Source organism: Alteraurantiacibacter aquimixticola (assembly GCF_004965515.1).
GTDB lineage: Bacteria > Pseudomonadota > Alphaproteobacteria > Sphingomonadales > Sphingomonadaceae > Alteraurantiacibacter > Alteraurantiacibacter aquimixticola.
Genome location: NZ_SSHH01000002.1, coordinates 635990 through 658432 on the forward strand (window position 1 = coordinate 635990; position 22443 = coordinate 658432).

Consider the following 22443-nt stretch of genomic DNA (forward strand, 5'->3'; position numbering starts at 1 on the left):
TCTGCAGGCCCGATTATTCCGCGGGTTGGGGCGATGCGCCGCGCGGCACTTCGGTGGCGCTGATACGTCCCTTGTTCACAACGCCCAGCACGGTGATCAGGATCGCGATCAGGATGGCAGGCACAGCCGCGGCGAACATGATCGTCTCCAGCGAGAGCGAGGCGGCCAGCGCCATGCCGCCCAGGGCCGGGAAGATCACCCCGCCGAAACGGCCCATCGCGCCTGCCCAGCCGATCCCGCTCGATCGCATTTCGGGCGGGTAGCCGAGCGTGGCGAGATTGTTGATCCCGGTCTGCCCGCCGACCTGGCAGAAGTTCCACACCACCAGCGCGGCGATCAGCACGATGGCGACCTGCGTATCGACCTGTCCGATCATCGCAATGGCGATGGCATCGACCACGAAATAGACCGCCAGCACCTTGTAGGGATTGATGCGGTCCATCAGCCAGCCCATGCACAAGGTGCCTGCCGCGCCGCCGAAATAGCCGATGATCATGTAGAAGGCGAAATCGGTCAGCGGCACGTCGCGCAGTTCCAGCATGAAGGTCGCCAGCCAATTGGCCAGCAGCGCGATATTGCCGAGCGAGAAGAAGCAGATCGCGAACAGCAGGATCGTCTGCAAACGGAAGCGCGGGCCGAACATGGCGAGCGGGCCGAGACGCTCGACCTCTTCCTGGTCGCCCATGTGGAACAGCTCACTCCCCGTCAGCTGCAGCTGCGGATCGAGCCGCCGCAGCATCATGGGAATGCGCGGATCGGCAGGGTTGCGGTTGACACGAAAGGCCAGGCTTTCGGGTATCACGAGTAGCAGCAGCATAGCCGCCAGCGGCACGATGCCGCCGATGATGAAGAAGATCTCCCAGCCGTGATCCTCAAGCAGCAGCGTGACCATGAAGCCGCTGCCCAGATTGCCGCCCGAAAAGCACACTAGCGCGATCGACATGAACAGCGCGCGCCGCCGCCTTGGCGTCGCCTCGGATATGATCGCCAGGCCCACGGGCAGCATGGCGGAGAAGAAGATGCCGGCAATGCCGCGCAACACCGCCAGCATGGTGAAGCCGGTCGACCATGCGGCCCACAGGGTGAGCGTGCCGAACATGGCGAGGCACAGCGCCAGCACGGGCTTCCTCCCGATCCGGTCGGCCAAAGGCGGGATGATGATCGCGCCCACCAGCATGCCCCATTGCTGGTTCGTTACCACGGGGCGCATATCGACCGATTCCCCGCCCAGCCCCTCGGCAATGGCGGGCAGGATCTTGCCGAGGAAATACATGTCGAAGCCGTCCATGAAGAGGACGATCGAACATACGATCAGCGTGAAGATCTCACGCGCGCCGATTGGCCTGTCATCGATGAAAGCGGCAACGTCGAAACGTCCATCCGCGGCGGCACTTGCGGCCATATGGTCCCCTCCCCAGGGTGTGATCCTGATGGAGCAGAGTGGCGGGCGGCTGGCCCCGCGTCAATGCACGCAGTGTATCATTGCGTCGCGCGCTCAGGGAGCCATGCGCTGCACCTGCGCCTCGGCCAGGATCAACGAGAAGCGCCGCTGCTTGTCGAGCCAGCGCTTCACCGGCGTCCAGCCACCTGCCTGCAACAGCAAATTGCCGCTGCGGCGGCGGAACTTGTGGCTGTTTTCGGTGTGGATCGTCTCGCCCTTCGCCATGGCAAAGCGCCTACCCGACACGGTGAAGGCGATATCTTCCATGGCCTCCAGATGCATCTCGATGCGGGAGAAGACGTCGTTCCACACGGCCTTGTGGCGCAGTTTCTCGACCGGGATGCTGCCGTCCAGCTCGCGATTGATCCGGCGCGCGAGGTTGAGGTTGAATTCGGCCGTCACACCCGCCGCATCGTCATAGGCGGCGATCAGCATGTCCTTCGATTTGACAAGGTCCATGCCGATCAGAAGCATTGCCCCCTCGCCCAAGGTCTCGCGCATCGAACGCAGCAGGTCGGCGGCGGTCCAGGGCACCATGTTGCCGATGGTGGAGCCGGGGAAGAAACCCAGCTTCGGCGTGTCCCGCACCTCAGGCGGCAGCACTACCCGCTTGGTGAAATCGGCCTCCACCGGATGCACCGGCAGGCCAGGGAACTTGGCCGACAGGTCGGCGGCGGCGGCGCGCAAGAAATCGCCGGCGATATCGAGCGGGACATAGGCGGCCGGATCAATCGCCTCCAGCAGCAGCGGCGTCTTGACCGAGGAGCCGGAGCCGAATTCCACCACTGCGCGTCCCGGCCCGATCAGCTTGGCGAATTCCTCCCCGCGCGAGGAAAGTATCTGCTTTTCGGCACGCGTCGGGTAATATTCGGGAAGCTTTGTGATATCCTCGAACAATTGCGATCCGGCATCGTCATAGAACCAGCGCGCGGGCACCGCCTTCTGCTGCTGCGAGAGGCCCGCCAGCACATCGGCGCGGAAAGCGCGGTCAACGCCATCCTCGTCCAGGTCGACGAGGCGGATGGAAGCGGTCTTCGTCATCAGCTGTCCTTCGCAAGCCTGAGGCCGGTGAATTGCCAGCGCTGCTGCGGGTAGAAGAAATTGCGGTAGGAAGCGCGCGAATGGCCGCGCATGGTGGCGCAGCTGGCGCCCTTCAGCACCCATTGGCCGGACATGAACTTGCCATTATATTCGCCCACCGCGCCTGCGGCAGGCTGGAACCGCGGATAGGGGAGGTATCCCGAGCGGGTGAATTGCCAGACATCGCCGAACAGCTCGCCCGTACCGCGCGGGGCGACAGGGCCTGCTGTATCGAGCTGGTTGCCCGCAGCCGCATCGTGCCCCTGCCCGATCACCTCCCACTCGAATTCGGAAGGCAGCCGCGCACCGGCCCACGAAGCGAAGGCATCCGCCTCATAATAGGAGATATGCGTCACCGGCGCGTCCGGATCACGAGCCTGCCAGCCGGCATGGGTAAACTGCTCGCCATCTCGCCAGTAGAGCGGCGCGGAAATGCCCATGCGGTTGACCCAGGCCCAGCCGTCCGAAAGCCATAGCGAGGCCGTGGAATAGCCGCCATCGGCAATGAAATCGGCCCACTCGCCATTGGTGACGAGGCGGCGCGAAAGGGCAAAGGGTTCCAGCAGCACGCGATGCGCCGGGCCTTCATTGTCGAAGGCAAAGGTGCTGCCCTGATGGCCGACCATGGCGATGCCGCCGGGATGGTCGTACCAGCCCTCCTGCTGCTGCGAGGAGGCTTCCGGCGGCTCGCTCCAGATCGCCGGGCCGAGCGGGTTCTTCGAGAAAGCGTGCTTGATGTCGGTCAGCAGCAATTCGATATGCTGCTGCTCATGCGCGATGCCCAGCGCGATCAGGTCGGCCAGCTCCGGGCGATCCAGAAGCGGCGCCATGGCGTCGTCGACACAAGCGCGCCAGTCGAGCACCTGTGCCAGCGTCGGCCGCGAGAGCATGCCGCGCCGCTTGCGCAAGATGCGGTCGCCCTCGGCTTCGTAATAGGAGTTGAACAGGAAGGGCCACGCCTCGTCATAAAGCGTGTAGCCGGGCGCATGGTCGCGCAGCAGGAATGTCTCCCAGAACCAGGTGACATGGGCCAGGTGCCATTTGGCGGGGCTGGCATCCTCCATCGACTGGATCGTGGCATCGGCCTCGGAGAGCGGCGCGCACAGCGCCTCCGTCAATGCGCGCGTTTCGGCAAAGCGGGTGGCTAGCGATGCTTTATCGCCAGTGGACGTGCGGGTCTGCGCTTCGGGCAATTACCCCTCCCTTGCCGGTTGCCCGTCACCTTTCGATCAAAAGGCGGCGAACGTTACCAAGCTTAAGGAATAGAGTAGCGGAAAGTTCCGCGTGAGACCAATCGCGCGCCGGATGGCCACATAGGGGTCACGGATCACGCGGCCATGCGCACCTGGTTCCGGCCGGCATCCTTGGCGAGATAGAGCGCCCGGTCGGCGCGGGCCAGCACGCCTTCCGCATCCTCTCCGGCACGCAATGTGGCAAGGCCCACCGATGCGGTGACGGGCGGCAGGTTGGAATCGCCGCTGCGCTTTTCGATCGCGCAGCGCAGCCGCTCGGCCAATTGGGTCGCTCGTCCCGCGCTCATGCCGGGCAGGAGCCACACGAATTCCTCCCCGCCAATGCGGCCGACAAGGTCCCTTTCGCGCACCTGCTCGCGAGCGATTTCGGCGACATGGACCAGCACGTCATCGCCGGTCTGGTGGCCATAGCCGTCATTGACCAGCTTGAAGTGGTCGATATCGAACATCACCACGGTCAGCGGTTGCTCCTGACCGCGCGTCTCGTCCACCAGCCTGCGCAGCCGGTTGATCGAACAGCGGCGGTTGGCGAGACCGGTTAACGGATCGGTATTGGCCAGCTTCTGCGCTTCGGCCGCCAGCTGCACCGCGCGCCCGCGCGCTTCCTCCAATGCCTCTTCGCGCCGCGCCTGTTCGGTCACGTCCATTGCTACGGCGAAGAGGGCAATACGCTCTCCCGCATCGTCGAATTCGTTGAGGACGGAGATGTGCAGGATCCGCTCCTCCTCCTCACCATAGGGGGCAACGCGATAGGTGAAGCCGTAGGGTTCGCGTTCGCCGCGATGCACGGCGATCTGTCCGAACAGTTCGGAACCGCCATCGGGCATCAGGTCGCGAATATAGCCCGGATCAGGCGCAAGGCTGGGCGGAAGGCCGTTCAGTTCCAGCATGCGCGGCGACCACTCCTGCGCCCCCGTGCGCAAGTCGTACCGCCAGCGGCCGATCCCGGCGACGCTTTCCGCCAGGTCGAAGATCGCAAGGCTCTGCTGCAGCGCCTTGTTGCGCCCGCGCAGCTTGCCTTCCAGCGCATCGCGCGACATCAGCAGCGCGGCCAGCGGCAGGGTCGCGGCCAGCATCACCATTAGCAGCGCCTGCAGATAGAGGCCCGCATTGCGGGGCGACATGTCGAGATTGGCGACGGGACTGTTCCCGCCTACGCTCAATCCCGTCCCCACCAGGCCATAGGCGATGAGGGCAAAGGCCGCACCCAGCTGGCCATAGCGTACCGCCACAGCGGCCATGCCGACCATCAGCAACGCGGTGAACGGCAATAGCGGGAATGACAGGACCAGGAAGGCGAGCAGTGCCAGCAGCGCGATCGCAAGGCCTATGCCACCGGGCCAGTTGTCACCACGCAGCTTCACGCCCTGGTCGCCGAAACCCAGCCGCTGGCGCAGGAACAGAAGAACCGGCGTGCCCGCCAATATGCCCAGCACGCTGGCGAGGAACCACCAGGCCAGTTCCGGCAGCGTGGGGATGGTGCGGAAGGGAAAGGAAATCAGCGCGCCAGCGGCCGAGCCCACGACGGCAGCCAGAAACAGGCCGGCAATCTGGGCCAGGCTGCGCGGTATTTCGCCACGCCCTCCCAGCACCGAAATGCCGATACGCGCGCACACCAGCGCCTCGGCCACGGTGGCGATGGCGAAGACCACGCCGCTTTCGACCGGGACGGGAATCGCGGCGGCGACCAGCATCTCTGCCGCGAATATCGCCAGCAAATGCGCCGGCCACTTCCGCACGTCATGGGCATAGAGCGCCGCCACGCCCACTGCGGCGGGCAGCCACAGGATCAGCACGGCGCCGTGAGTATCGCGCAAATAGATCGAGCCCAGAGCCGCGACATACCAGATCGCACCCGTAATTACGGGTGCGATAAAGGGATCGAAGCGACCCCGCGGTATGGTATTCTCGCTCACGCGGGCAAGACTATTACCCGCGCCTTAAGGATAGAGAACGTCGCGACTAGGTAGCCGCGCTGAGCGTCCGCACAGCGCGCCAGCAACCTCGATCGAGCGTCAGGCCGCGTCCGCCTGCCGCTCGCTCAGCTCCAGGTTGAGCATTTCGGCAAGCGTGAAGGCGAGCTCCAGCGACTGCGCGGCGTTGAGGCGCGGATCGCAATGCGTGTGATAGCGATCTGCGAGGCCCGCATCGGTGATGGCCACAGCGCCGCCCGTGCATTCGGTCACGTCCTGCCCGGTCATCTCCACATGGATGCCGCCGGCATGGGTGCCTTCGGCACGGTGGACGGCGAAGAAGCCTTTTACCTCGGCCATGATCCGGTCGAACGGCCGCGTCTTGTAGCCGCTATCCGCCTTGATGACGTTGCCGTGCATCGGGTCGCAGCTCCACACCACCGGGTGCCCTTCGCGCTTCACGGCGCGCACCAGCGGCGGCAGGCCGGCTTCGACCTTCTCGTGCCCGAAGCGGGCGATCAGCGTCATCCGCCCCGGATCGCGCGAGGGGTTGAGGATATCGAGCATCCTCAGCAGCGCGTCTGGCTCAAGGCTCGGGCCGCACTTCATGCCGATGGGGTTGTTGATGCCGCGCATGAATTCGACATGCGCCGAATCCTCGAAGCGAGTGCGGTCGCCGATCCACAGCATGTGGGCCGAACAGTCATACCATTCGCCGGTCAGCGAATCCTGCCGCGTCAGCGCTTCCTCGTAAGGGAGCAGCAGCGCTTCGTGGCTGGTGTAGAGGCTGGCCATCTTCAGCTGCGGCTGGTCCTCGATGTCGATGCCGCAGGCTTCCATGAAGTCGAGCGATTCACCGATGCGGTCGGCGATCGATTGGTACTTCTCGGCCCAGGCGCTGCGCCCCATGAAATCGAGCGTCCACTGGTGCACCTGGCGCAGGTTCGCATAGCCACCCGTGGTGAAGGCGCGCAGCAGGTTCAGCGTGGCCGAGGCCTGGCTGTAGGCGCGCAGCATCCGCTGCGGATCGTTGCGGCGCGATTCCGGGCCGAAGTCGATGCCGTTGATGATATCCCCGAAATAGCTCGGCAGTTCCTGCCCGTCATGCACTTCGGTCGGCGCGCTGCGCGGCTTGGCGAACTGGCCGGCCATGCGGGCCACCTTCACTACCGGCATCTTGCTGGCAAAGGTCAGCGTGGCCGCCATCTGCAGGATCACGCGCAAAGTATCGCGAATATTGTTGGAGCTGAATTCGGCGAAGCTTTCGGCACAATCGCCGCCCTGCAGCAGGAAGGCCTTGCCTGCGGTAACGTCCGCGAGCTTACCCTTCAGCGCGCGCGCTTCACCCGCGAAGACGAGCGGCGGGAAGCCGGCGAGGATGTCCTCTGCCGCCTGCAATTCGCCTGCGTCTTCATAGTGGGGCAGGTGCTTTGCGACGAATTTGTCCTGCTTCCAGCTATCGGGTGTCCAATTCTGTGCCACTGTACTCTCGTTTCCAGACTTCTACTTGCAAGTTTCCATATAGTGCGCGTTTTCCGGAATGCCGGAATTTCGCGATTCACCTGTGGGCGAACCTCGCCTCTACGCCCGAGTCGGCGCGGGTGCAAAGGTTACATTGTATATAGTTGCGCCGCCTAACCAGACCGCGGAAAGTGCCTGCAGCTACAGGAACTTCAGCGTGGCGGCGCATCCTGCGGCAGCACGACGACCTTCAGCCCGCCATGGCCCAGCAGGTAACGCTGCGCCAGCGCCTGGATCTCCAGGCCGCTGGTGGCAAGGTAATCAACCGCCAGCGAGGGCAGATTGGCCACCCGTAGCGGATCGAAACTGCCGCCCGCCACGCGGTTGAGCCAGAATGTGTGGCCGGTCTGCGCACGGAAGATGTTCTGCTGCACGGGCTCCACCACCCGCGCCAGTTCGTCCTGCGTCGGACCGGTGGTCGCCAGGTCCTCGGCAATCTGCTGCGAAAGGGCGAAGAAGGTGTCCACATCCTCCGGCCGCACCTGCACCAGTGCCAGCATGTAGCCGCCATCCTCGACGTCCACCGGCCAGTTGGAGGTAGAAAAAGGCGTATAGGTCGCCCCTTCCCGCTCGCGCATGGCATCGAGCAGGCGGTTGCCGAACAGCGAGGCCAGCAGTTCCAGCTTGCGCGATTGCGGAAGGCCGGCAGAGCCGCCGCCCGTGGGCCAGGCGATGATCGCCGCAGCCTGGTCTGCATCGCCATCATGGCGCAGCACGATGGGCTGCGCATTGGCGGCGGGGAACTGCAGCGTGCGCGCCGCGACTTCCGCCGGCAGAGGCTGGCGTTCGGGCAAGGCGCCAAAAGTGCGCGAGAGCGCGTCGATGGTCGCCTCCGGGTCGATATCGCCGAAGACGGAGACTTCCACCGGCCCCTGCGCCAGCTGGCGCGCCCAGACTTCGCGGAACTTGCTCGCCGTCGCCGCGCGCAGTTGCTCCGGCGTGGGTGTGGCAAAACGCGGATCGCGATCACGCAGCAGGAATTGCAGGTCGCGGTTAAGCACGCTCATCGGATCGCCGCCCAGCGAGTCATAGGTCAGCAGCGCGCTCGCCTTGGCGCGCTCGACCGGTGCGACGTCCCAGCGCGGCATCGCCAGCTTGGCGGCGAAGAGATAGAGCTGGTCGGCAAGGTCTTCCGCCCGGGTCATCGCCTCGAACTGGAACACGCCTTCGCCGATACCGAAATCGAAACCGATCTTGCGGCCGGCGACCAGCCGGTCGATCTCGTTCTGGCCCAGCGGGCCGAGGCCGGATCCGACCAGCGCCCGCTCGCCCAGAAGGGCATAGACCGCCTCGTCATCGGCAAAGCCGCGCCAGCCCGCGCCGAAGCGCACGCGCACGGTCACACGGCCCGGCTCGTTCTCGCTATCGCGGATCAGCGCGTTCACGCCATTCGCGAAGGTCAGCTTCTCGGTCGATTGCACGATGCCGGGACCGAGCGGCTCGCGGGTCACCGGTGCGGCAGCTTCACCGATGGGCGGCAGATCGGCGAAGTCGGCCGCTTCGCCATCGTCGCGCTCGATCGCCGTGCCGTCGACAGGAGCGGCCAGCGCGGCGTGCAATTCATCGGCCGTGGCCTCGCCCAACTCGGGCGTCAGCAGCAGGCCGCGGATCACCTGGCCTTCGAAAAGGCGCTGCGTATGCTCGAGGATCGCCTCGGGCGTGAAGCGGTCGCGCATGCCGCGGAATACGGAGAGGAAGGTCTCGGGCGCGGCGACGGCTTCGCGGATATCGACTGCATTGACCATATTGTCCGCCAGCACGGAGCCTGCCTGAATGCGCTCCTGCCCCACCATGTCCTGGAAGACGACGTCGAACTGGGCGACGGCCTGTTCAATCTCCGCCTCGCTGGGCGGCTGGACAAGGGCGTTGGCGATCACCGCGCGTACTTCGGTCATCGCGCTTTCCCAATCCTCGGTCAGCGGCGCGAAGGAGACAAAGGTCGCATCCGCGCTGCGGCTGACATCCTCCTGCTCGACCACCGCATAGAGGTAATGGCCGCCAGCGCGGGCCTGTTCCTCCAGCCGCCGGTTGACGATCGCCTGCGCCACCGCATCGATCAGCAGTCCGCGATTATATTCAAGGTTGTCGACCACCTGCTCCCACGGGCGCAGAACGGCATAGGTGACGCTGCGCGGCTGGCCGGGTTCGACCAGCACCGCGGTTTCGCCCACCGGGTTGGCGGGATCGAGGCCGGGAGGGACCACCGGATCGCCGAAATCGGGTTCGGGGGTGACTTCGCCCGGCACTTGCCAGTCGCCGAAATGGCGTTCCACCAGAGCGGCGAGGACTTGCGGCGCGGCATCGCCTGCCATCACCACGACGGTATTCTCCGGGCGATACCAGCGCGTGTGGAAAGCACGCACATCCCCGGACGTCGCCGCCTGCAAGGCTTCCACCGTGCCCATCGGCGCACGATTGGCGAGGCGCTGGCCGTCATAGAACAGCTCGCGCGTGGCAATGGCGATGCGCATGGCGGGGCTCAACCGCTCGCGCCGTTCGGCCAGAACCACGGGCACGTCGGCGGCGAGATTCTCGTCAGAAAGCGCAGGCTCGCGGATCATGCCGGAAAACAGCCGCACGCTGTCCTCCAGCCTTTGGCGCGAGGCATTGGGCAGATTGAGCTGGTACACCGTCTGCGTCGCGCTGGTCAGCGCATTGGTGTCGAAGCCGAGCGCGGCGCCCATGCGTTGGAAATGCGGGATCGCTTCTCCAGGCCCGAAATCGCGCGATTCGCGGAACAGCAAATGCTCGATGAGGTGGGCATAGCCGAGCTCGTCATCCTCTTCGTGCAGCGATCCGGCATCGATGCGCACGCGGATGGAGACCTGGCAGGGCGGCACGCCATTCTGCCGGACCGCATAGCGCAGGCCGTTGGGCAGCTCTCCGAACAGCCACTGGTCGTCCACCGGGATATCGGTGCCGCGATAGATCCACGGATCGTCGGGCCGGGCATATTGCGGGACATCGTTCTCGCCGGCGATGCCGACGGTGCAGAATTCCTGCGCCAGAGCGGGAACCGGCAGCAGCAGGGTGGCGGGGAGCAGGAAGCGCAGGGCGCGCGAGACGATATTCATGGGCGCAATAGGCCTGTCAGGGATGAAGGCTTGGTGAATACATCACCATAGCGTGCCAAGCCCCGCTTGTCGGCACCGCAGTTTTGCCGCCTTGTGGTGCGGTGCCGAGGCTCCTACATCGGCCACCATGTATATCGAGACGGAAACCACGCCCAACCCCGCCACGCTCAAGTTCCTGCCGGGACAGCAGGTGATGCCTTCGGGCACCCGCGACTTCGCCTCGCCCGAGGATGCCGAGGCTTCCCCGCTGGCGCAGGCGCTGTTCGATACGGGCGAGGTAACGGGCGTGTTCTTCGGCGGCAATTTCGTTTCCGTCACCGCCGGACCGGGCGCCGACTGGGGCGTGCTGAAGCCGCAGGTGGTGGCGGTGCTGCTCGACCATTTCGTTAGCCAGGCGCCTCTGTTTGCAGGCGGCGACGCCAGCGGCATTGCCGTGCCGCCCGAGGATGACGAGCTGATGTTCGAGGACGATCCGGCCCATGCCGATATCGTCGCGCAGATCCAGGAACTGCTCGAAACCCGCGTACGCCCCGCCGTGGCGAGCGATGGCGGGGACATCCGCTATCGCGGTTTCCGCGAAGGCGTGGTCTACCTCCAGATGCAGGGCGCCTGTTCGGGCTGCCCCAGCTCCACCGCGACGCTCAAGCACGGCATCGAAGGCCTGCTGAAGCATTACGTACCCGAGGTGACCGAAGTCCGCGCCGCCTGATCCCCCAGCGACGGAGCCCCTTTCCATGAGTGATATCCTGTCCGACGCCGCGCTCGACCAGCTGTTTCGCGAGGCGCGCTCCTACTCCAGCTTCCTCGACAAGGAAGTGAGCGACGAGCAGATCGAGGCGATCTGGGAGCTGCTGAAGATGGGGCCGACTTCGGCCAACCAGCTGCCCGCACGCCTGATCTGGTGCAAGAGTGCGGAGGCCAAGGAGCGCCTCGCCACCCATGCGGCGGAAGGCAACAAGGACAAGGTCCGCAATGCCCCTGTCTGCGTGATCGTGGGCATGGATATCGACTTTCACGAACACCTTCCGCAGCTCTTCCCGCATACCGATGCGAAGAGCTGGTTCGAAGGCAATGAGGAAGGCCGCAAGGTCAGCGCCATGCGCAATTCCTCTTTGCAGGGCGCTTACCTGATCCTCGCAGCACGCGCGCTGGGCCTCGATTGCGGGCCAATGTCGGGCTTCGACAACGCTGCCGTCGATGCCGATTTCTTCGCTGACGAGCCGAAGTGGAGGAGCAATTTCATCTGCTCTGTAGGCTATGGCGACGGGTCGAAGCTCTTTCCGCGCTCGCCCCGCCCCGGCTTCGCGCTGTTCAACCGCCTGATCTGACCTTTACGAGTTTTCCCATGCGCATGCTGGCCATCGATTGTGCGACCGAAGCCTGTTCGGCCGCCCTGTTCGACGGTTCTCAACTAGTCGAAGGGCGTTTCGAGATACTCGGCCGCGGCCATGCCGAACGGCTGGTCCCGATGATCGCCGAACTGCCGGACAAGGGGCGTGCGGATCGCATCGTGGTCTCGCTCGGCCCTGGAAGCTTCACCGGCGTGCGCATCGGGCTGGCCGCCGCTCGCGCGCTGGGTATCGCCTGGGGCGCGGAAGTGCTGGGCTATCCCACCCTCTCGCTGGTCGCCGCACGCACATGGCAGCCGGACCCGCGCCCCGTGACCGTGTGCATGAATGGCGGGCATGGCGAATGGTTCGTGCAGAACTTCGCCAACAGCATGCAGGCGGAGGACAAGGTACGCTCGCTCTCCCCCGCCGATGCCGCAGCGGCCTGCCGCCATGGCACCATCGCCGGGAACCGGGCGAAGGAACTGGCCGAACTGCTCGGCGATGACCGGCTGGCGCTGGACCTGCTGCCCGACGCAAGGCAAGCCCACCTCCTCCATGAGACGCAGCTGCTCACCGACCTCTCCCCCATCTATGGCCGCGGCCCCGATGCCAAGCTTCCGGGAGGCGTTAGCGCATGATGGATCACGTCGATGCGATCATGCAGGTGATGGAGGCAGCTTTCGACCCGGCCTATGGCGAGGCGTGGAACCGGCGCCAGGTCAGCGATGCGCTGGCCATGCCGCATACGCGCTACCTGCTGGCGAACGCCAAGGGCGCCAATCCCGCCCTGCCCGAGGACGCGGTGGGCTTCACCATGTCACGCCAGGCGGCCGATGAAGAGGAATTACTATTGATCGCGGTCGCGCCAAATGCTCGCGGCCGGGGCGTGGGCGCCGCATTGATGCGACGCTTTATTGCCTGCGCCGGGGAACGCGGGGTCAACCGCCTGTTCCTGGAAATGCGCGACGGCAATCCCGCCTACGCTCTGTACGAGCACCACGGCTTCCTCCCGGTGGGCCGTCGACGCGATTATTACCGTTCGGGCAGCGAAGGACCGTTCGACGCGGTAACCTTTTCAAGAGCTATCGACTAAAGTAAAAGCGCAGGAAATTTCCTGCAGTACGGGAAAAGTCCCCCTTGTCACCTGTATTTACATGGTGCAGGGCGTACGCGGCGGATGGGGTGGAGAAATCAGCACCGCCAAATAACTCGGTCGCTAAAGAAAAATAGAGGACGTCGATGGAAAATCCCGAAAATGACATGAGCGAGATGTTGATCACGCTAACCGCGGATATCGTCACCGCACATGTCGCGAACAACAGCGTGGAAGTGTCTGATTTACCACCGCTTATTGAAAGCGTTTATGGCGCGCTGGCCGGGCTTGGGGCCCAGAACGCAGTCGAGGCGGCGCCCGAACCGGCGGTTTCTCTTCGCGCTTCGGTCAAGCCCGATCACATCGTTTGCCTGGAATGCGGCAAGAAGATGAAGATGCTGAAGCGCCACCTCACCACGGATCACGGACTGTCGATCGAAGATTATCGTGCGCGCTTCAACCTGCCCGCCGATTATCCCATGGTCGCGCCCGACTATGCGGAAAAGCGCCGCGAACTGGCCAAGAAGATCGGCCTCGGCCGCAAGCCCGGCCAGCGCCGCGGCCGCCGCAAGAAAGCGAGCTGACGGCACGTTTTGTCGTACTGGCGAGGCTGGGGGAAAATGCCCAAGCCAGTTGAAAATGCGCCCTGCCGCTCTCATAGTGGCAGGGCGTTTTTCATTTCGGCAGCAGGATCAACCCCTTGACGCAAGCACCGATCGACCTTGAAGCACTTTGCGCAGAGCGCGGATTGCGCATTACCGAACAGCGGCGCGTGATCGCCAAGGTGCTGTCCGAAAGCAGCGACCATCCCGATGTCGAGGCGCTGCATGCGCGTGCATCTGCCATCGACCCCAAGATCTCCATCGCCACCGTCTACCGCACGGTCCGCCTGTTCGAGGAAGCAGGCATCCTCGACCGCCACGATTTCGGCGATGGCCGCGCCCGCTACGAAGCTGCGCCCGAGGCGCATCACGACCATTTGATCGACGTGGAAACGGGCAAGGTCGTCGAATTCGTCGATCCGGAGCTGGAAGCCTTGCAGAAGGTCATCGCCGAAAAGCTCGGCTATCGCCTGGTCGACCACCGGATGGAGCTCTACGGCGTCCGTATCGACCGCGAGGAGTAGGCGGCGTGGGCCTCGGCTGGCGCTGGCTGCTCGTGATTGCGCGGGTACTGGCCTGGGTGCTGGTCTTTGCCGCGATCGTCATTCCCCATTTGCTGCTGACGCTGTTCGGCCGGCGCGACATCGTGCCGCCGCGCTTCCTTGGCGCATTGGCGTGGATTGCCGGTGTGCGCATCCGGGTGAAGGGGCGGCCGCAGCGCCATGCGCTGCTGCTCGCCAACCATATCAGCTGGATCGATATCCTCGCGCTGGCGGGTGTCAGCCGCACCGCTTTCGTCGCGCATAGCGGGCTGGCGGACAATGCCGCGCTCGCCTGGCTGTGCCGCCAGAACGGCACTGTATTCATTACTCGCGACAAGCGGCAATCGGTAGCCGAACAGGTGGGCCAGGTGCAGGACCGGCTGGGCCACGGGCGGCTGACCATCTTTCCCGAAGCGACCACCAGCGACGGCACGCGCCTTCTGCCCTTTCGTTCCTCGCTGCTTTCGGCGGTGGAGCGCCTGCCGCGCGATGTCGTGGTGCAGCCCGTCGCGCTCGAATATGAGAACGCACCGGGAATGTGCTGGGTGGGCGATGAGCCGGGGCTGGAGAACTTCGCCAGGATCATGGGGCGCATGCGGGCGATCGAGCTGACCATCCATTTCCTCGCGCCATTGACGAGCGAGGCGATGGAGAATCGCAAGATCATGGCGGCGGTCGCCCAGCGGGAGATTGCCGACGTGCTGCCCATCGGCGGCGAGGAGGAGATGGACCGGACGATGCCTTGAGTGGGCGCTCGCTTTCCTACAGGCGCGGGCGGATGGCAGGGGTGCGCGATGGCCCTGTTTCACACCCTGTCACAGCCCGTTCGCGAAAGGTCACACTCCAATTGCGCGATTGCCGCGGTTTACGGACGGCAAGCACCGAAGGTCACAGTCGCGACATGGCGTTCCCGCGTTCCATTTGAACGCCCGCGCCAAATGCATTACAGGCCCGCCACCATGCGACAGAGCACTCCCCCCAGGACCTATAGGGTCAAGAGCTTCGGCTGCCAGATGAACGTCTATGACGGTGAGCGCATGGCCGAAATGCTCGCTGCGAAAGGCATCACGCCCGCGCCCGAGGGCGAGGAGGCGGACCTCGTCGTGCTCAATACCTGCCACATTCGCGAGAAGGCGGCGGAGAAGGTCTATTCGGATATCGGGCGGCTGGTGAAGGCGGGCGAGGAAGCGGGCAGGAAGCCGCTGATCGCCGTCGCCGGATGCGTTGCCCAGGCAGAGGGCGAGGAGATCATGGCGCGCGCGCCGGCGGTCTCCATGGTCGTGGGCCCGCAAGCCTATCACCGCCTGCCCGACATGATTGACAAGGCGGTTGCCGGTGAACGGGCGACCGATACCGACATGCCCGAAGACGCGAAGTTCGCTGCCCTGCCCAAGCGCCGCAAGGTCGGCCCCTCTGCCTTCCTCACCATCCAGGAAGGCTGCGACAAGTTCTGCACCTATTGCGTGGTGCCCTATACGCGCGGCGCGGAGATCTCGCGTCCCTTCGCGGACTTGCTGCGCGAGGCGGAGACGTTGTGCGAAAGCGGCGCGCGCGAGATCACGCTGCTGGGGCAGAACGTCAACGCCTGGACAGGCGAGGACGATGCGGGCCGTTCGATCGGCTTCGACGGGCTGGTAAAGGCGATTGCCGCCCTGCCCGACGTGCAGCGCATCCGCTATACCACCAGCCATCCCAACGACGTGACCGAGGGCATGATCGCCATGCATGGCGAGGTCGAGAAGCTGATGCCCTATCTCCACCTGCCGGTGCAGAGTGGCAGCGACCGTGTGCTGAAGGCGATGAACCGCAGCCACACGGCGGAAAGCTACCTCAAGCTGCTCGAACGCTTCCGCGCCGCGCGGCCCGACATCGCGCTGTCGGGTGACTTCATCGTCGGCTTCCCGGGCGAGACCGAACCCGAGTTCGAGGAGACGCTGCAGCTGGTGGACAAGGTCGGTTACGCACAGGCCTTCAGCTTCAAATACTCGCCCCGCCCCGGTACGCCCGCCGCGAGCTTCGAGGACCAGGTTGCGAAGGAAGTGATGGACGAGCGGTTGCAGCGCCTGCAAGCCGCGATCAACCGCGACCAGCTGGCCTTCAACGAGGGCTCGGTGGGCCGGACCTGCGAGGTGCTGGTGGAGCGCAAGGGCAAGCTGCCCGGCCAGTGGCTGGGTAAGAGCCCGTGGCTGCAATCGGTGTTCTTCGAAGGCGAAGCGGCTATCGGCGACATGGTGCGGGTCGAACTCGCCGATGCGGGGCCCAATTCGCTCAAGGGGCGGGTGCTGGAGCCGGTCGCACCGTAAGACCGGCCGGATGGCAATTGCATGACTTTCCCCAGTCATCGCATGGCCTGACTTGCCTACAGCCCGGCGAGGCCTACATTTCCGACTCGTACTTGCTTGCGAAAGGAGCACATGGCCCGCAAAGCACACAGCGCCGAAGATACAGGCGCAATCGCCCACCCGGAAGATCGTCGCGACCATGCCCGTCGCGCCAGGGTGGAAGTGGAATTTGCCGAACAGGCGATGCTCGGTGCGCTGTTTGGCGAATTCGACGCCAATCTCGTCCTCATAGAGAACCGCCTCGGCGTCTATATCGGCGCGCGTGGCAACAAGGTGGTGATCGAAGGGACGGAAGATGACGTCGCCCGCGCCCGGCAGGTGCTGCAGGCCCTCCACGAAAAGCTGCTGACAGGCGAGGAGATCGATAGCGGCGCCATCGAAGCGGTGATCGCCATGTCGAACGAACCCACGCTGGACGGCATCGTAACCGGGGAGACCAAGGCCCCGCCGATCATGATCCGCACGCGCCGCAAGACCATCACCCCGCGCAGCGCGCGCCAGGCGGACTATATGCGCCTCCTCGCCAGCCGCGACATGATCTTCGCGCTGGGTCCCGCCGGTACCGGCAAGACCTATGTCGCCGTCGCGCAGGCGGTCAGCCAGCTGATCACAGGCAGCGTGCAGCGCCTGATCCTTTCCCGCCCCGCCGTGGAAGCGGGCGAGAAGCTGGGCTTCCTGCCCGGCGACATGAAGGAGAAGGTCGACCCCTATCTCCGCCCTCTCTACGACGCGCTGTTCGATTGCATGCCGCCAGAGCAGGTGGAGCGCCGCCTCGCCTCGGGCGAGATCGAGATCGCGCCGATCGCCTTCATGCGCGGCCGCACGCTCAGCGATGCCTTCGTGATCCTCGACGAGGCGCAGAACACCACGCGCGAGCAGATGAAGATGTTCCTCACCCGCTTCGGCCAGAATTCCCGGATGGTCATCTGTGGCGACCCCAAGCAGGTCGACATTCCCGGCGGCGATTCCATGAGCGGGCTGGCCGATGCGGTCGGAAGGCTGGAGGGCGTGGAAGGCATCGGCATCACGCGCTTCACCAGCGCCGATGTGGTGCGTCACCCGATCGTGGGCCGCATCGTCGAAGCTTACGAGGGCAAGGGGGAATAGCTTTCGCACTTGCGAAATCCGCGCAATGCGAGGATGAGCGCCCGCAGTCATGACACATCCAACACCCACCATTCTCATCCTTGCCGGGCAGCGCCTTGGCAAGATCGATCCGCTTTCCGCCAAATATGAGCGCGAGCACAAGTGCCTGGTCCCCATGCTGGGCCGCCCGCTGATCGGCTATGTCTTCGATGCGGTGAATGCGGCTTTCCCCGATGCCCGCATCATCGTTTCGATCAACGATCCCACCGCGCTGGAGGCTGAGCCCGAGGCGCAGCCTTTCATCGAGGCTGGACGGATGACTATCGTACCCTCGGCCAAGAACCTGCTCGAAAGCGTGCTCGCCGCGGCCGGCGGCGCAAGCTACCCGCTGCTGATGACCACGGGCGACAACGTGCTGGTCACCGCCGAAGCCTACCGCAACTTCTACGCCTCCGCGCTGGAGCAGGAGGCCGATGTCGCCGCCATGATGGCGCATAAGGAAGACGTGCTGGCCGAACATCCCACCGGCCAATCACGCTTCTGGAAGTTTGCCGATGGCGAATATTCCAACTGCAACACCTTCTTCGCCCGCGATGCCGACGCACTGTCGGTAGGCGAGATATTCCGCGGCGGCGGGCAGTTCCTGAAATTCCCCAAGCGCTTCGTCGGTGCTTTCGGCGTGCTCAACCTCATCGGCTATCGCCTGGGGGTGCTCAAGACGAAGACCATGCTCGATCGCGTTTCGCGCCGCTTCGGCAAGAAGATCCGCCTGCAGATCACCGATCGCGGCCGCTTCGCCGTCGATGTGGACGACCAGAACACTTACGACGTCACCGAAAAGCTGCTGCTGGAAGATGGCGTGAAGCCGCGCGCCGGCTGACATGGAACTCGATATCGAAATCGAGGAGCCCTGGCCCGCTGCGGGCTGGGAGGCGCTGGTCATGCGCGTGGCCGACGCCGCAGCCAAGGTCGCTCCCGAACTCGGCCATACGCGCCTGACCGCCAGCGCGTTGTTCACGTCCGATGCCGAGGTGCATGCACTGAACCGCGAATGGCGCGGGCGCGACAAGCCGACCAACGTGCTCTCCTTCCCAATGCTGGAACGCGAAGACTTGCTGGAGCTAGCGCAAGACGGACCACCCGAGATGCCCCCCGTCTTTCTGGGCGACATTGCCCTCGCCCACGAAACATGCGCGCGCGAAGCGGCGGAAAAAGGCGTTTCGATAGAGGATCATGCGGCGCATCTGGTGCTGCACGGACTGCTCCATCTCGCCGGTTTCGACCACGAAATCTCTACGGAAGAAGCCGAAAAGATGGAGGCGCTGGAAGTAAAGGCGCTTGCACAATTGGGAATTGCAGACCCATATGAGGGTTCAAGCGCTTGAACAGGAGCAGGCAAGAGGGCGATGCCCGACAATAGCAGGAACGGCGAAACCCAATCGGGAGACGCGGACAGTAGCGGCGGATTGTGGAACGCAATTCGCGCTCTTTTCAATGACAATGAGGGGCCTTCGCTGCGCGAGCAGCTGGAAGAGGCGATTGACGAGCACGAGGATGAGCAATCCTCCGGCGATGACGGGGAAGAGCGCAAGGAAGGCGATCTTTCGGCGGTGGAGCTCACCATGCTCCGCAACCTTCTGCATTTCAGCGAGCACGATGCCGATGACGTGGCGATCCCGCGCGGCGAGATCGTCGCGATAGATGCTTCCGCGAGCTGGGACGAAATGGTCGCCTTGTTCGCCGAACACGGCCATTCGCGCATGCCGGTCTATCGCGACCAGCTCGACGATGTGATCGGCATGATGCACATCAAGGACGTGTTCGCCTTCCTCGCCGGGAAGAAGGACCCGCCCGGGGACTGGACCACGCTGATCCGCCAGCCGCTCTATGTGCCGCAGGCGCGCGGTGCGCTGGACGTGCTGGCCGATATGCGCGCCAATCGCACGCACCTGGCCATCGTGCTCGACGAGTTCTCCGGCACTGACGGGATCATCACCATCGAGGACCTGGTCGAGGAAATCGTCGGCGAGATCGAGGACGAGCATGACGAGGCCCCGGTCGAGCTGGTGGTCTCCATGGGCGAGGGCATGTGGGATGCCGATGCCCGCGCCGAGCTGGACGATGTGGCCAAAATCATCGGTGATTCGCGCATCGCCGAGGTCGAGGAATCCGTGGATACTCTCGGCGGCCTCGCTTTCGTGCTGGCAGAGGAAGTTCCCGAGCCGGGCCGCGTCCTTACTCACCCCAGCGGCTGGCGGATCGAAGTAACTGCCGGAGATGAAACGCATGTCACGCGCCTGCGCCTGCATGCTCCGCAGCCCGAAAAGAACGAGGGCGAGGACGGCTGATCCCGCAATGCAGCATTTTTCTGCCGATAGGTAAAAAATGCCACTCGACAGCAGTTGCAAATTTGTGAACATGGGCGCGGGATGCGGCGGTTACCTCCATTACGGGCCCTCGAGGCCTTTGTCCGCGTGGTGCGCCTCGGCTCCGCGCGCTCAGCTGCGCATGAGCTCGGCCTTAGCCCTTCGGCCCTGTCTCGGCGCATCACCAATCTCGAGGAATTCACCGGCCGCAAGCTGTTCTCCCGCTCCGGACAGGCGATGAAGCTGACCGACGAGGGGCGCAACTTCTACGATGCGGTGGCCCCGCACCTTGAAGCCCTGGCCGCCGCTGTCGAAGCGCAGAGCGAGAACCTGCAGCTGCTGCGCCTGCGGCTGGGCGTGATGCCGTTATTCGGCACGCAGCGCCTGTTCCCCAAGCTGCCCGAACTGCGCCAGCTGCATCCGCGCCTGCATCTCGACATCGATACCGGCCCGCATCTGATCGACCGGGTGGGCGATACGCTGGATGCGGCGATCACGCTGACAACCCAGCCCGATCCCAGCTTCCACGCGGTGCAGCTGGACCAGAACACGGTGCACGCAATCTGCAGCAAGGACGTGGCGGAAAAGCTCGGCCCCGATCCGGGGATCGAGGAGCTGGAGAAGCAGACCTTCCTCGTCCACACCGACATGCAGCTGAGCTACGAGGCGTGGAAGAAGGCGCTGGGCTTTGAGAAGCTGCAGCCGCAGGCGGTGGACCATTACGATTCGGGCCAGCTGATCCTGGAAGCGGCCGCGCAGGGCCTCGGCATCGCCATCATGCATGACGATCACATGGACCGGAACAATGATCCGCGCCTTGCCAAGTTGTTCGATGTGACGGTGGAGAGCCCCTATAGCTACTGGTTCCTGTGCAAGCCGGTGGACCTGGAAGCGCGGCCGGTGCGCATCTTCCATGACTGGCTGGTCTCCGCCGGGCTTTAGGGTTCCGACTCTAGCCAACCTGCGGCAATTGCGGCAGAACCCTTCCCCGAGGAATCATTCGATACTCGAGGGGAGAGATATGAAATTCGCCAAGACCGCACTGGCCGCCGCGCTGGTGGCCACCACCGCCCTTGCCATGCCCGGTGCCGCGCAGGCGCAAATGCGCGCGCTGAGCGATCCCGTGGTGCCGCATCCGGACCCGGAGAGCCTGTTCACCAGCTCTGACCCGGTGCTTCATCGCAACAAACAGGCAGCGCTCCGCATCCAGCGTGACCTGCTCAAATGCGGGCACTGGGCCGATGCCGGCAACTGGCTGACAGACGCCTATATCCAGCACAACCCGGTCGCCGCATCGGGGCTGGAAGGCGTGATCTACTACTTCACGCAGATTGCCAATGTGCAGCCGCTCAATCCCTGCCCGGCGCTGAGCGCGGAAGACGGGAACGGCGTGGTCGCGGTGATGGCGGAAGGCGACTATGTCACCATCCTCACCCGCCGCATCGTGCCCTATGCCGACGATCCGACGCAGACCTACACCACTACCTGGTTCGACACCTGGCGCTTCGTGGACGGCAAGGCCGACGAGCACTGGGACCCGGCCACGCTGCCCACCGCCGTTCCGTCACAGGCGCTGGACGTCAACAAGACGCTGCAGGAAGCGCATGACCGCGCGCAGATCGAGGACCTGATGTGGCGCTATGTCCGCGCCATCGACGGCTGGAACCCCGATGCCTATGCAGCCGTCTTTACCGAGGACGGATCGTTCCTGGGCACGCAGGGCCGCGACAATCTGCGCCAGATGGTGGTGGACCTCGCCGCCAACCGGAATGACGAATCGCCCGAGCTGTTCCACGTGATGTCCAACCAGAACATCTCGTTCCTCTCGCCCAGCGTGGCGGTGGTGAACTATTACTGGCAGACCGTTTCCGGCGGATCGCCCGGCGCGGCAACGCCTGTCCTGCTGGCACAGGGCCGCGGCCGCGACATGGTGGTGAAACAGACGGACGGCAGCTGGCTGATCCGCAGCCGGGACGTGACGCCCGACTAAGCCTGTCTCCGCCTAGGAGCGATTGAAGAAGCGCGAGATGTCGAACCAGACCTCTCGCGCTTCTTTCGTTTCTGGATCGACCGCGCGCAGCACATCGAAGGCCCGCCCGTCGATCACATGCAGTTCGCGCCCCGCACTCGCGAGGCCGAGCAGCGCGAACACCTCGTCGCGCTGCTGCGGGCTGTAAACGACATAGGCATCGCCCGGCCCGGTCCCATTGGCGCTGGCAAGCACCGTGGGCGCATCTGGCGGCAGTGCGCAGGCGGTCACCCCGCCCAGCGCGCATGCCGCCAGCATTGCCGCACCCAACAAGGGGCGCAGCCGCTTCATCAGGAGACGGTCGCTTTCACGATCTTGCCCGGCTCTGCCGGCGGCTCGCCCTTGGGCAGCGCGTCGATCAGCTCCATGCCGCTCTCGACCTCGCCCCAGACGGTGTACTGGCGATCGAGGAAACGGGCATCGTCGAAGCAGATGAAGAACTGCGAGTTGGCGCTGTCCGGCACCTGCGTGCGGGCCATGGAGCACACGCCGCGCACATGCGGCTGGTCGTTGAATTCGGCCTTCAGGTCCGGCTTGTCCGAACCGCCCATGCCGGTGCCCGTCGGGTCGCCGCCCTGCGCCATGAAGCCGGGGATCACGCGGTGGAACACCACGCCGTCATAGAAGCCTTCGCCGACCAGTTCCTTGATCCGCTCGACATGGCCGGGCGCGAGGTCCGGGCGCAGCTTGATGACGACATCGCCGCCTTCCCCGTTTCCGGTGTCGAGAGTGAAGGTCAGCTTTTCGTCGGCCATGGATCGTTCTCCTTT

Annotated in this window: 22 protein-coding genes; 14 read left to right on the top strand and 8 right to left on the bottom strand. The window is 64.7% G+C overall.

Annotation, left to right across the window (positions count from 1 at the left end):
- Positions 1 to 13: 13 nt before the first annotated feature.
- The 6 genes from E5222_RS09560 to E5222_RS09585 form a co-directional block, all read right to left on the bottom strand.
- Positions 14 to 1402 carry an MFS transporter gene (locus E5222_RS09560; protein WP_136693525.1) on the bottom strand — a complete coding sequence of 463 codons (1389 nt, stop codon included), beginning with the start codon at positions 1400 to 1402 and terminating at the stop codon, positions 14 to 16.
- 93 nt (positions 1403 to 1495) lie between these two features.
- The gene (gene egtD / locus E5222_RS09565) at positions 1496 to 2482 is read right to left on the bottom strand and encodes an L-histidine N(alpha)-methyltransferase (protein WP_136693526.1); all 987 of its coding nucleotides are present in this window, start codon (positions 2480 to 2482) and stop codon (positions 1496 to 1498) included.
- The gene (egtB, locus tag E5222_RS09570) at positions 2482 to 3714 is read right to left on the bottom strand and encodes an ergothioneine biosynthesis protein EgtB (protein ID WP_136693527.1); all 1233 of its coding nucleotides are present in this window, start codon (positions 3712 to 3714) and stop codon (positions 2482 to 2484) included. Before egtB ends, egtD begins: the two co-directional genes overlap by 1 nt.
- A gap of 134 nt (positions 3715 to 3848) precedes the next feature.
- Positions 3849 to 5690 (bottom strand): sensor domain-containing diguanylate cyclase, encoded by a 1842-nt coding sequence (locus E5222_RS09575; RefSeq protein ID WP_136693528.1) that lies wholly within the window; start codon positions 5688 to 5690, stop codon positions 3849 to 3851.
- Between the two features lie 99 nt (positions 5691 to 5789).
- Positions 5790 to 7169, bottom strand: coding sequence for a class II 3-deoxy-7-phosphoheptulonate synthase (locus tag E5222_RS09580; protein ID WP_136693529.1), 1380 nt, complete (start codon positions 7167 to 7169; stop codon positions 5790 to 5792).
- Positions 7170 to 7360: 191 nt separating this feature from the next.
- Positions 7361 to 10282, bottom strand: a complete 2922-nt coding sequence (locus E5222_RS09585; protein WP_136693530.1) for a M16 family metallopeptidase — start codon at positions 10280 to 10282, stop codon at positions 7361 to 7363.
- A 127-nt stretch (positions 10283 to 10409) separates the two neighbouring features.
- Between E5222_RS09585 and E5222_RS09590 the strand changes: the two genes are divergently transcribed.
- From E5222_RS09590 to E5222_RS09650, 14 genes are all read left to right on the top strand, one after another.
- Complete coding sequence (locus E5222_RS09590) at positions 10410 to 10991, top strand: NifU family protein (protein WP_136693531.1); 582 nt, start codon at positions 10410 to 10412, stop codon at positions 10989 to 10991.
- Positions 10992 to 11016: 25 nt separating this feature from the next.
- Positions 11017 to 11610: a malonic semialdehyde reductase gene (locus tag E5222_RS09595; RefSeq protein WP_136693532.1), complete on the top strand. Its 594-nt coding sequence runs from the start codon at positions 11017 to 11019 to the stop codon at positions 11608 to 11610.
- 17 nt (positions 11611 to 11627) lie between these two features.
- Positions 11628 to 12251 (top strand): tRNA (adenosine(37)-N6)-threonylcarbamoyltransferase complex dimerization subunit type 1 TsaB, encoded by a 624-nt coding sequence (tsaB, locus tag E5222_RS09600; RefSeq protein WP_136693533.1) that lies wholly within the window; start codon positions 11628 to 11630, stop codon positions 12249 to 12251.
- Positions 12248 to 12706, top strand: a complete 459-nt coding sequence (rimI, locus tag E5222_RS09605; RefSeq protein WP_136693534.1) for a ribosomal protein S18-alanine N-acetyltransferase — start codon at positions 12248 to 12250, stop codon at positions 12704 to 12706. Before tsaB ends, rimI begins: the two co-directional genes overlap by 4 nt.
- 146 nt (positions 12707 to 12852) lie before the next feature.
- Entirely contained in the window at positions 12853 to 13290 is a 438-nt protein-coding gene (locus E5222_RS09610; protein ID WP_136693535.1) for a Ros/MucR family transcriptional regulator, read from the top strand.
- 116 nt (positions 13291 to 13406) lie between these two features.
- Complete coding sequence (locus E5222_RS16525) at positions 13407 to 13832, top strand: Fur family transcriptional regulator (RefSeq protein WP_169053541.1); 426 nt, start codon at positions 13407 to 13409, stop codon at positions 13830 to 13832.
- 5 nt (positions 13833 to 13837) lie between these two features.
- Positions 13838 to 14596, top strand: coding sequence for a lysophospholipid acyltransferase family protein (locus tag E5222_RS09615; RefSeq protein WP_169053542.1), 759 nt, complete (start codon positions 13838 to 13840; stop codon positions 14594 to 14596).
- A gap of 213 nt (positions 14597 to 14809) precedes the next feature.
- Complete coding sequence (gene miaB / locus E5222_RS09620) at positions 14810 to 16153, top strand: tRNA (N6-isopentenyl adenosine(37)-C2)-methylthiotransferase MiaB (protein WP_136693537.1); 1344 nt, start codon at positions 14810 to 14812, stop codon at positions 16151 to 16153.
- A 111-nt stretch (positions 16154 to 16264) separates the two neighbouring features.
- Positions 16265 to 17299 carry a PhoH family protein gene (locus E5222_RS09625; protein WP_136693538.1) on the top strand — a complete coding sequence of 345 codons (1035 nt, stop codon included), beginning with the start codon at positions 16265 to 16267 and terminating at the stop codon, positions 17297 to 17299.
- Between the two features lie 49 nt (positions 17300 to 17348).
- Complete coding sequence (locus E5222_RS09630) at positions 17349 to 18158, top strand: nucleotidyltransferase family protein (protein WP_136693539.1); 810 nt, start codon at positions 17349 to 17351, stop codon at positions 18156 to 18158.
- Between the two features lies 1 nt (position 18159).
- A complete protein-coding gene (gene ybeY, locus E5222_RS09635; protein WP_136693540.1) occupies positions 18160 to 18663 on the top strand; it encodes an rRNA maturation RNase YbeY in 504 nt (167 codons plus the stop codon).
- Between the two features lie 21 nt (positions 18664 to 18684).
- Positions 18685 to 19626, top strand: coding sequence for a hemolysin family protein (locus E5222_RS09640; RefSeq protein WP_136693541.1), 942 nt, complete (start codon positions 18685 to 18687; stop codon positions 19624 to 19626).
- A gap of 81 nt (positions 19627 to 19707) precedes the next feature.
- Positions 19708 to 20586: a LysR family transcriptional regulator gene (locus tag E5222_RS09645; RefSeq protein WP_136693542.1), complete on the top strand. Its 879-nt coding sequence runs from the start codon at positions 19708 to 19710 to the stop codon at positions 20584 to 20586.
- Between the two features lie 79 nt (positions 20587 to 20665).
- On the top strand, positions 20666 to 21634 hold the full coding sequence (locus E5222_RS09650) for an SgcJ/EcaC family oxidoreductase (protein WP_136693543.1): 969 nt from the start codon (positions 20666 to 20668) through the stop codon (positions 21632 to 21634).
- A gap of 12 nt (positions 21635 to 21646) precedes the next feature.
- Here the strand turns inward: E5222_RS09650 and E5222_RS09655 are convergent, their stop codons facing one another.
- Both E5222_RS09655 and E5222_RS09660 read right to left on the bottom strand, forming a co-directional pair.
- On the bottom strand, positions 21647 to 21964 hold the full coding sequence (locus E5222_RS09655; protein ID WP_136693544.1) for a hypothetical protein: 318 nt from the start codon (positions 21962 to 21964) through the stop codon (positions 21647 to 21649).
- On the bottom strand, positions 21964 to 22428 hold the full coding sequence (locus tag E5222_RS09660) for a peptidylprolyl isomerase (RefSeq protein ID WP_136693545.1): 465 nt from the start codon (positions 22426 to 22428) through the stop codon (positions 21964 to 21966). The genes E5222_RS09655 and E5222_RS09660 overlap by 1 nt, the downstream gene beginning before the upstream one ends.
- Positions 22429 to 22443 lie beyond the last annotated feature (15 nt).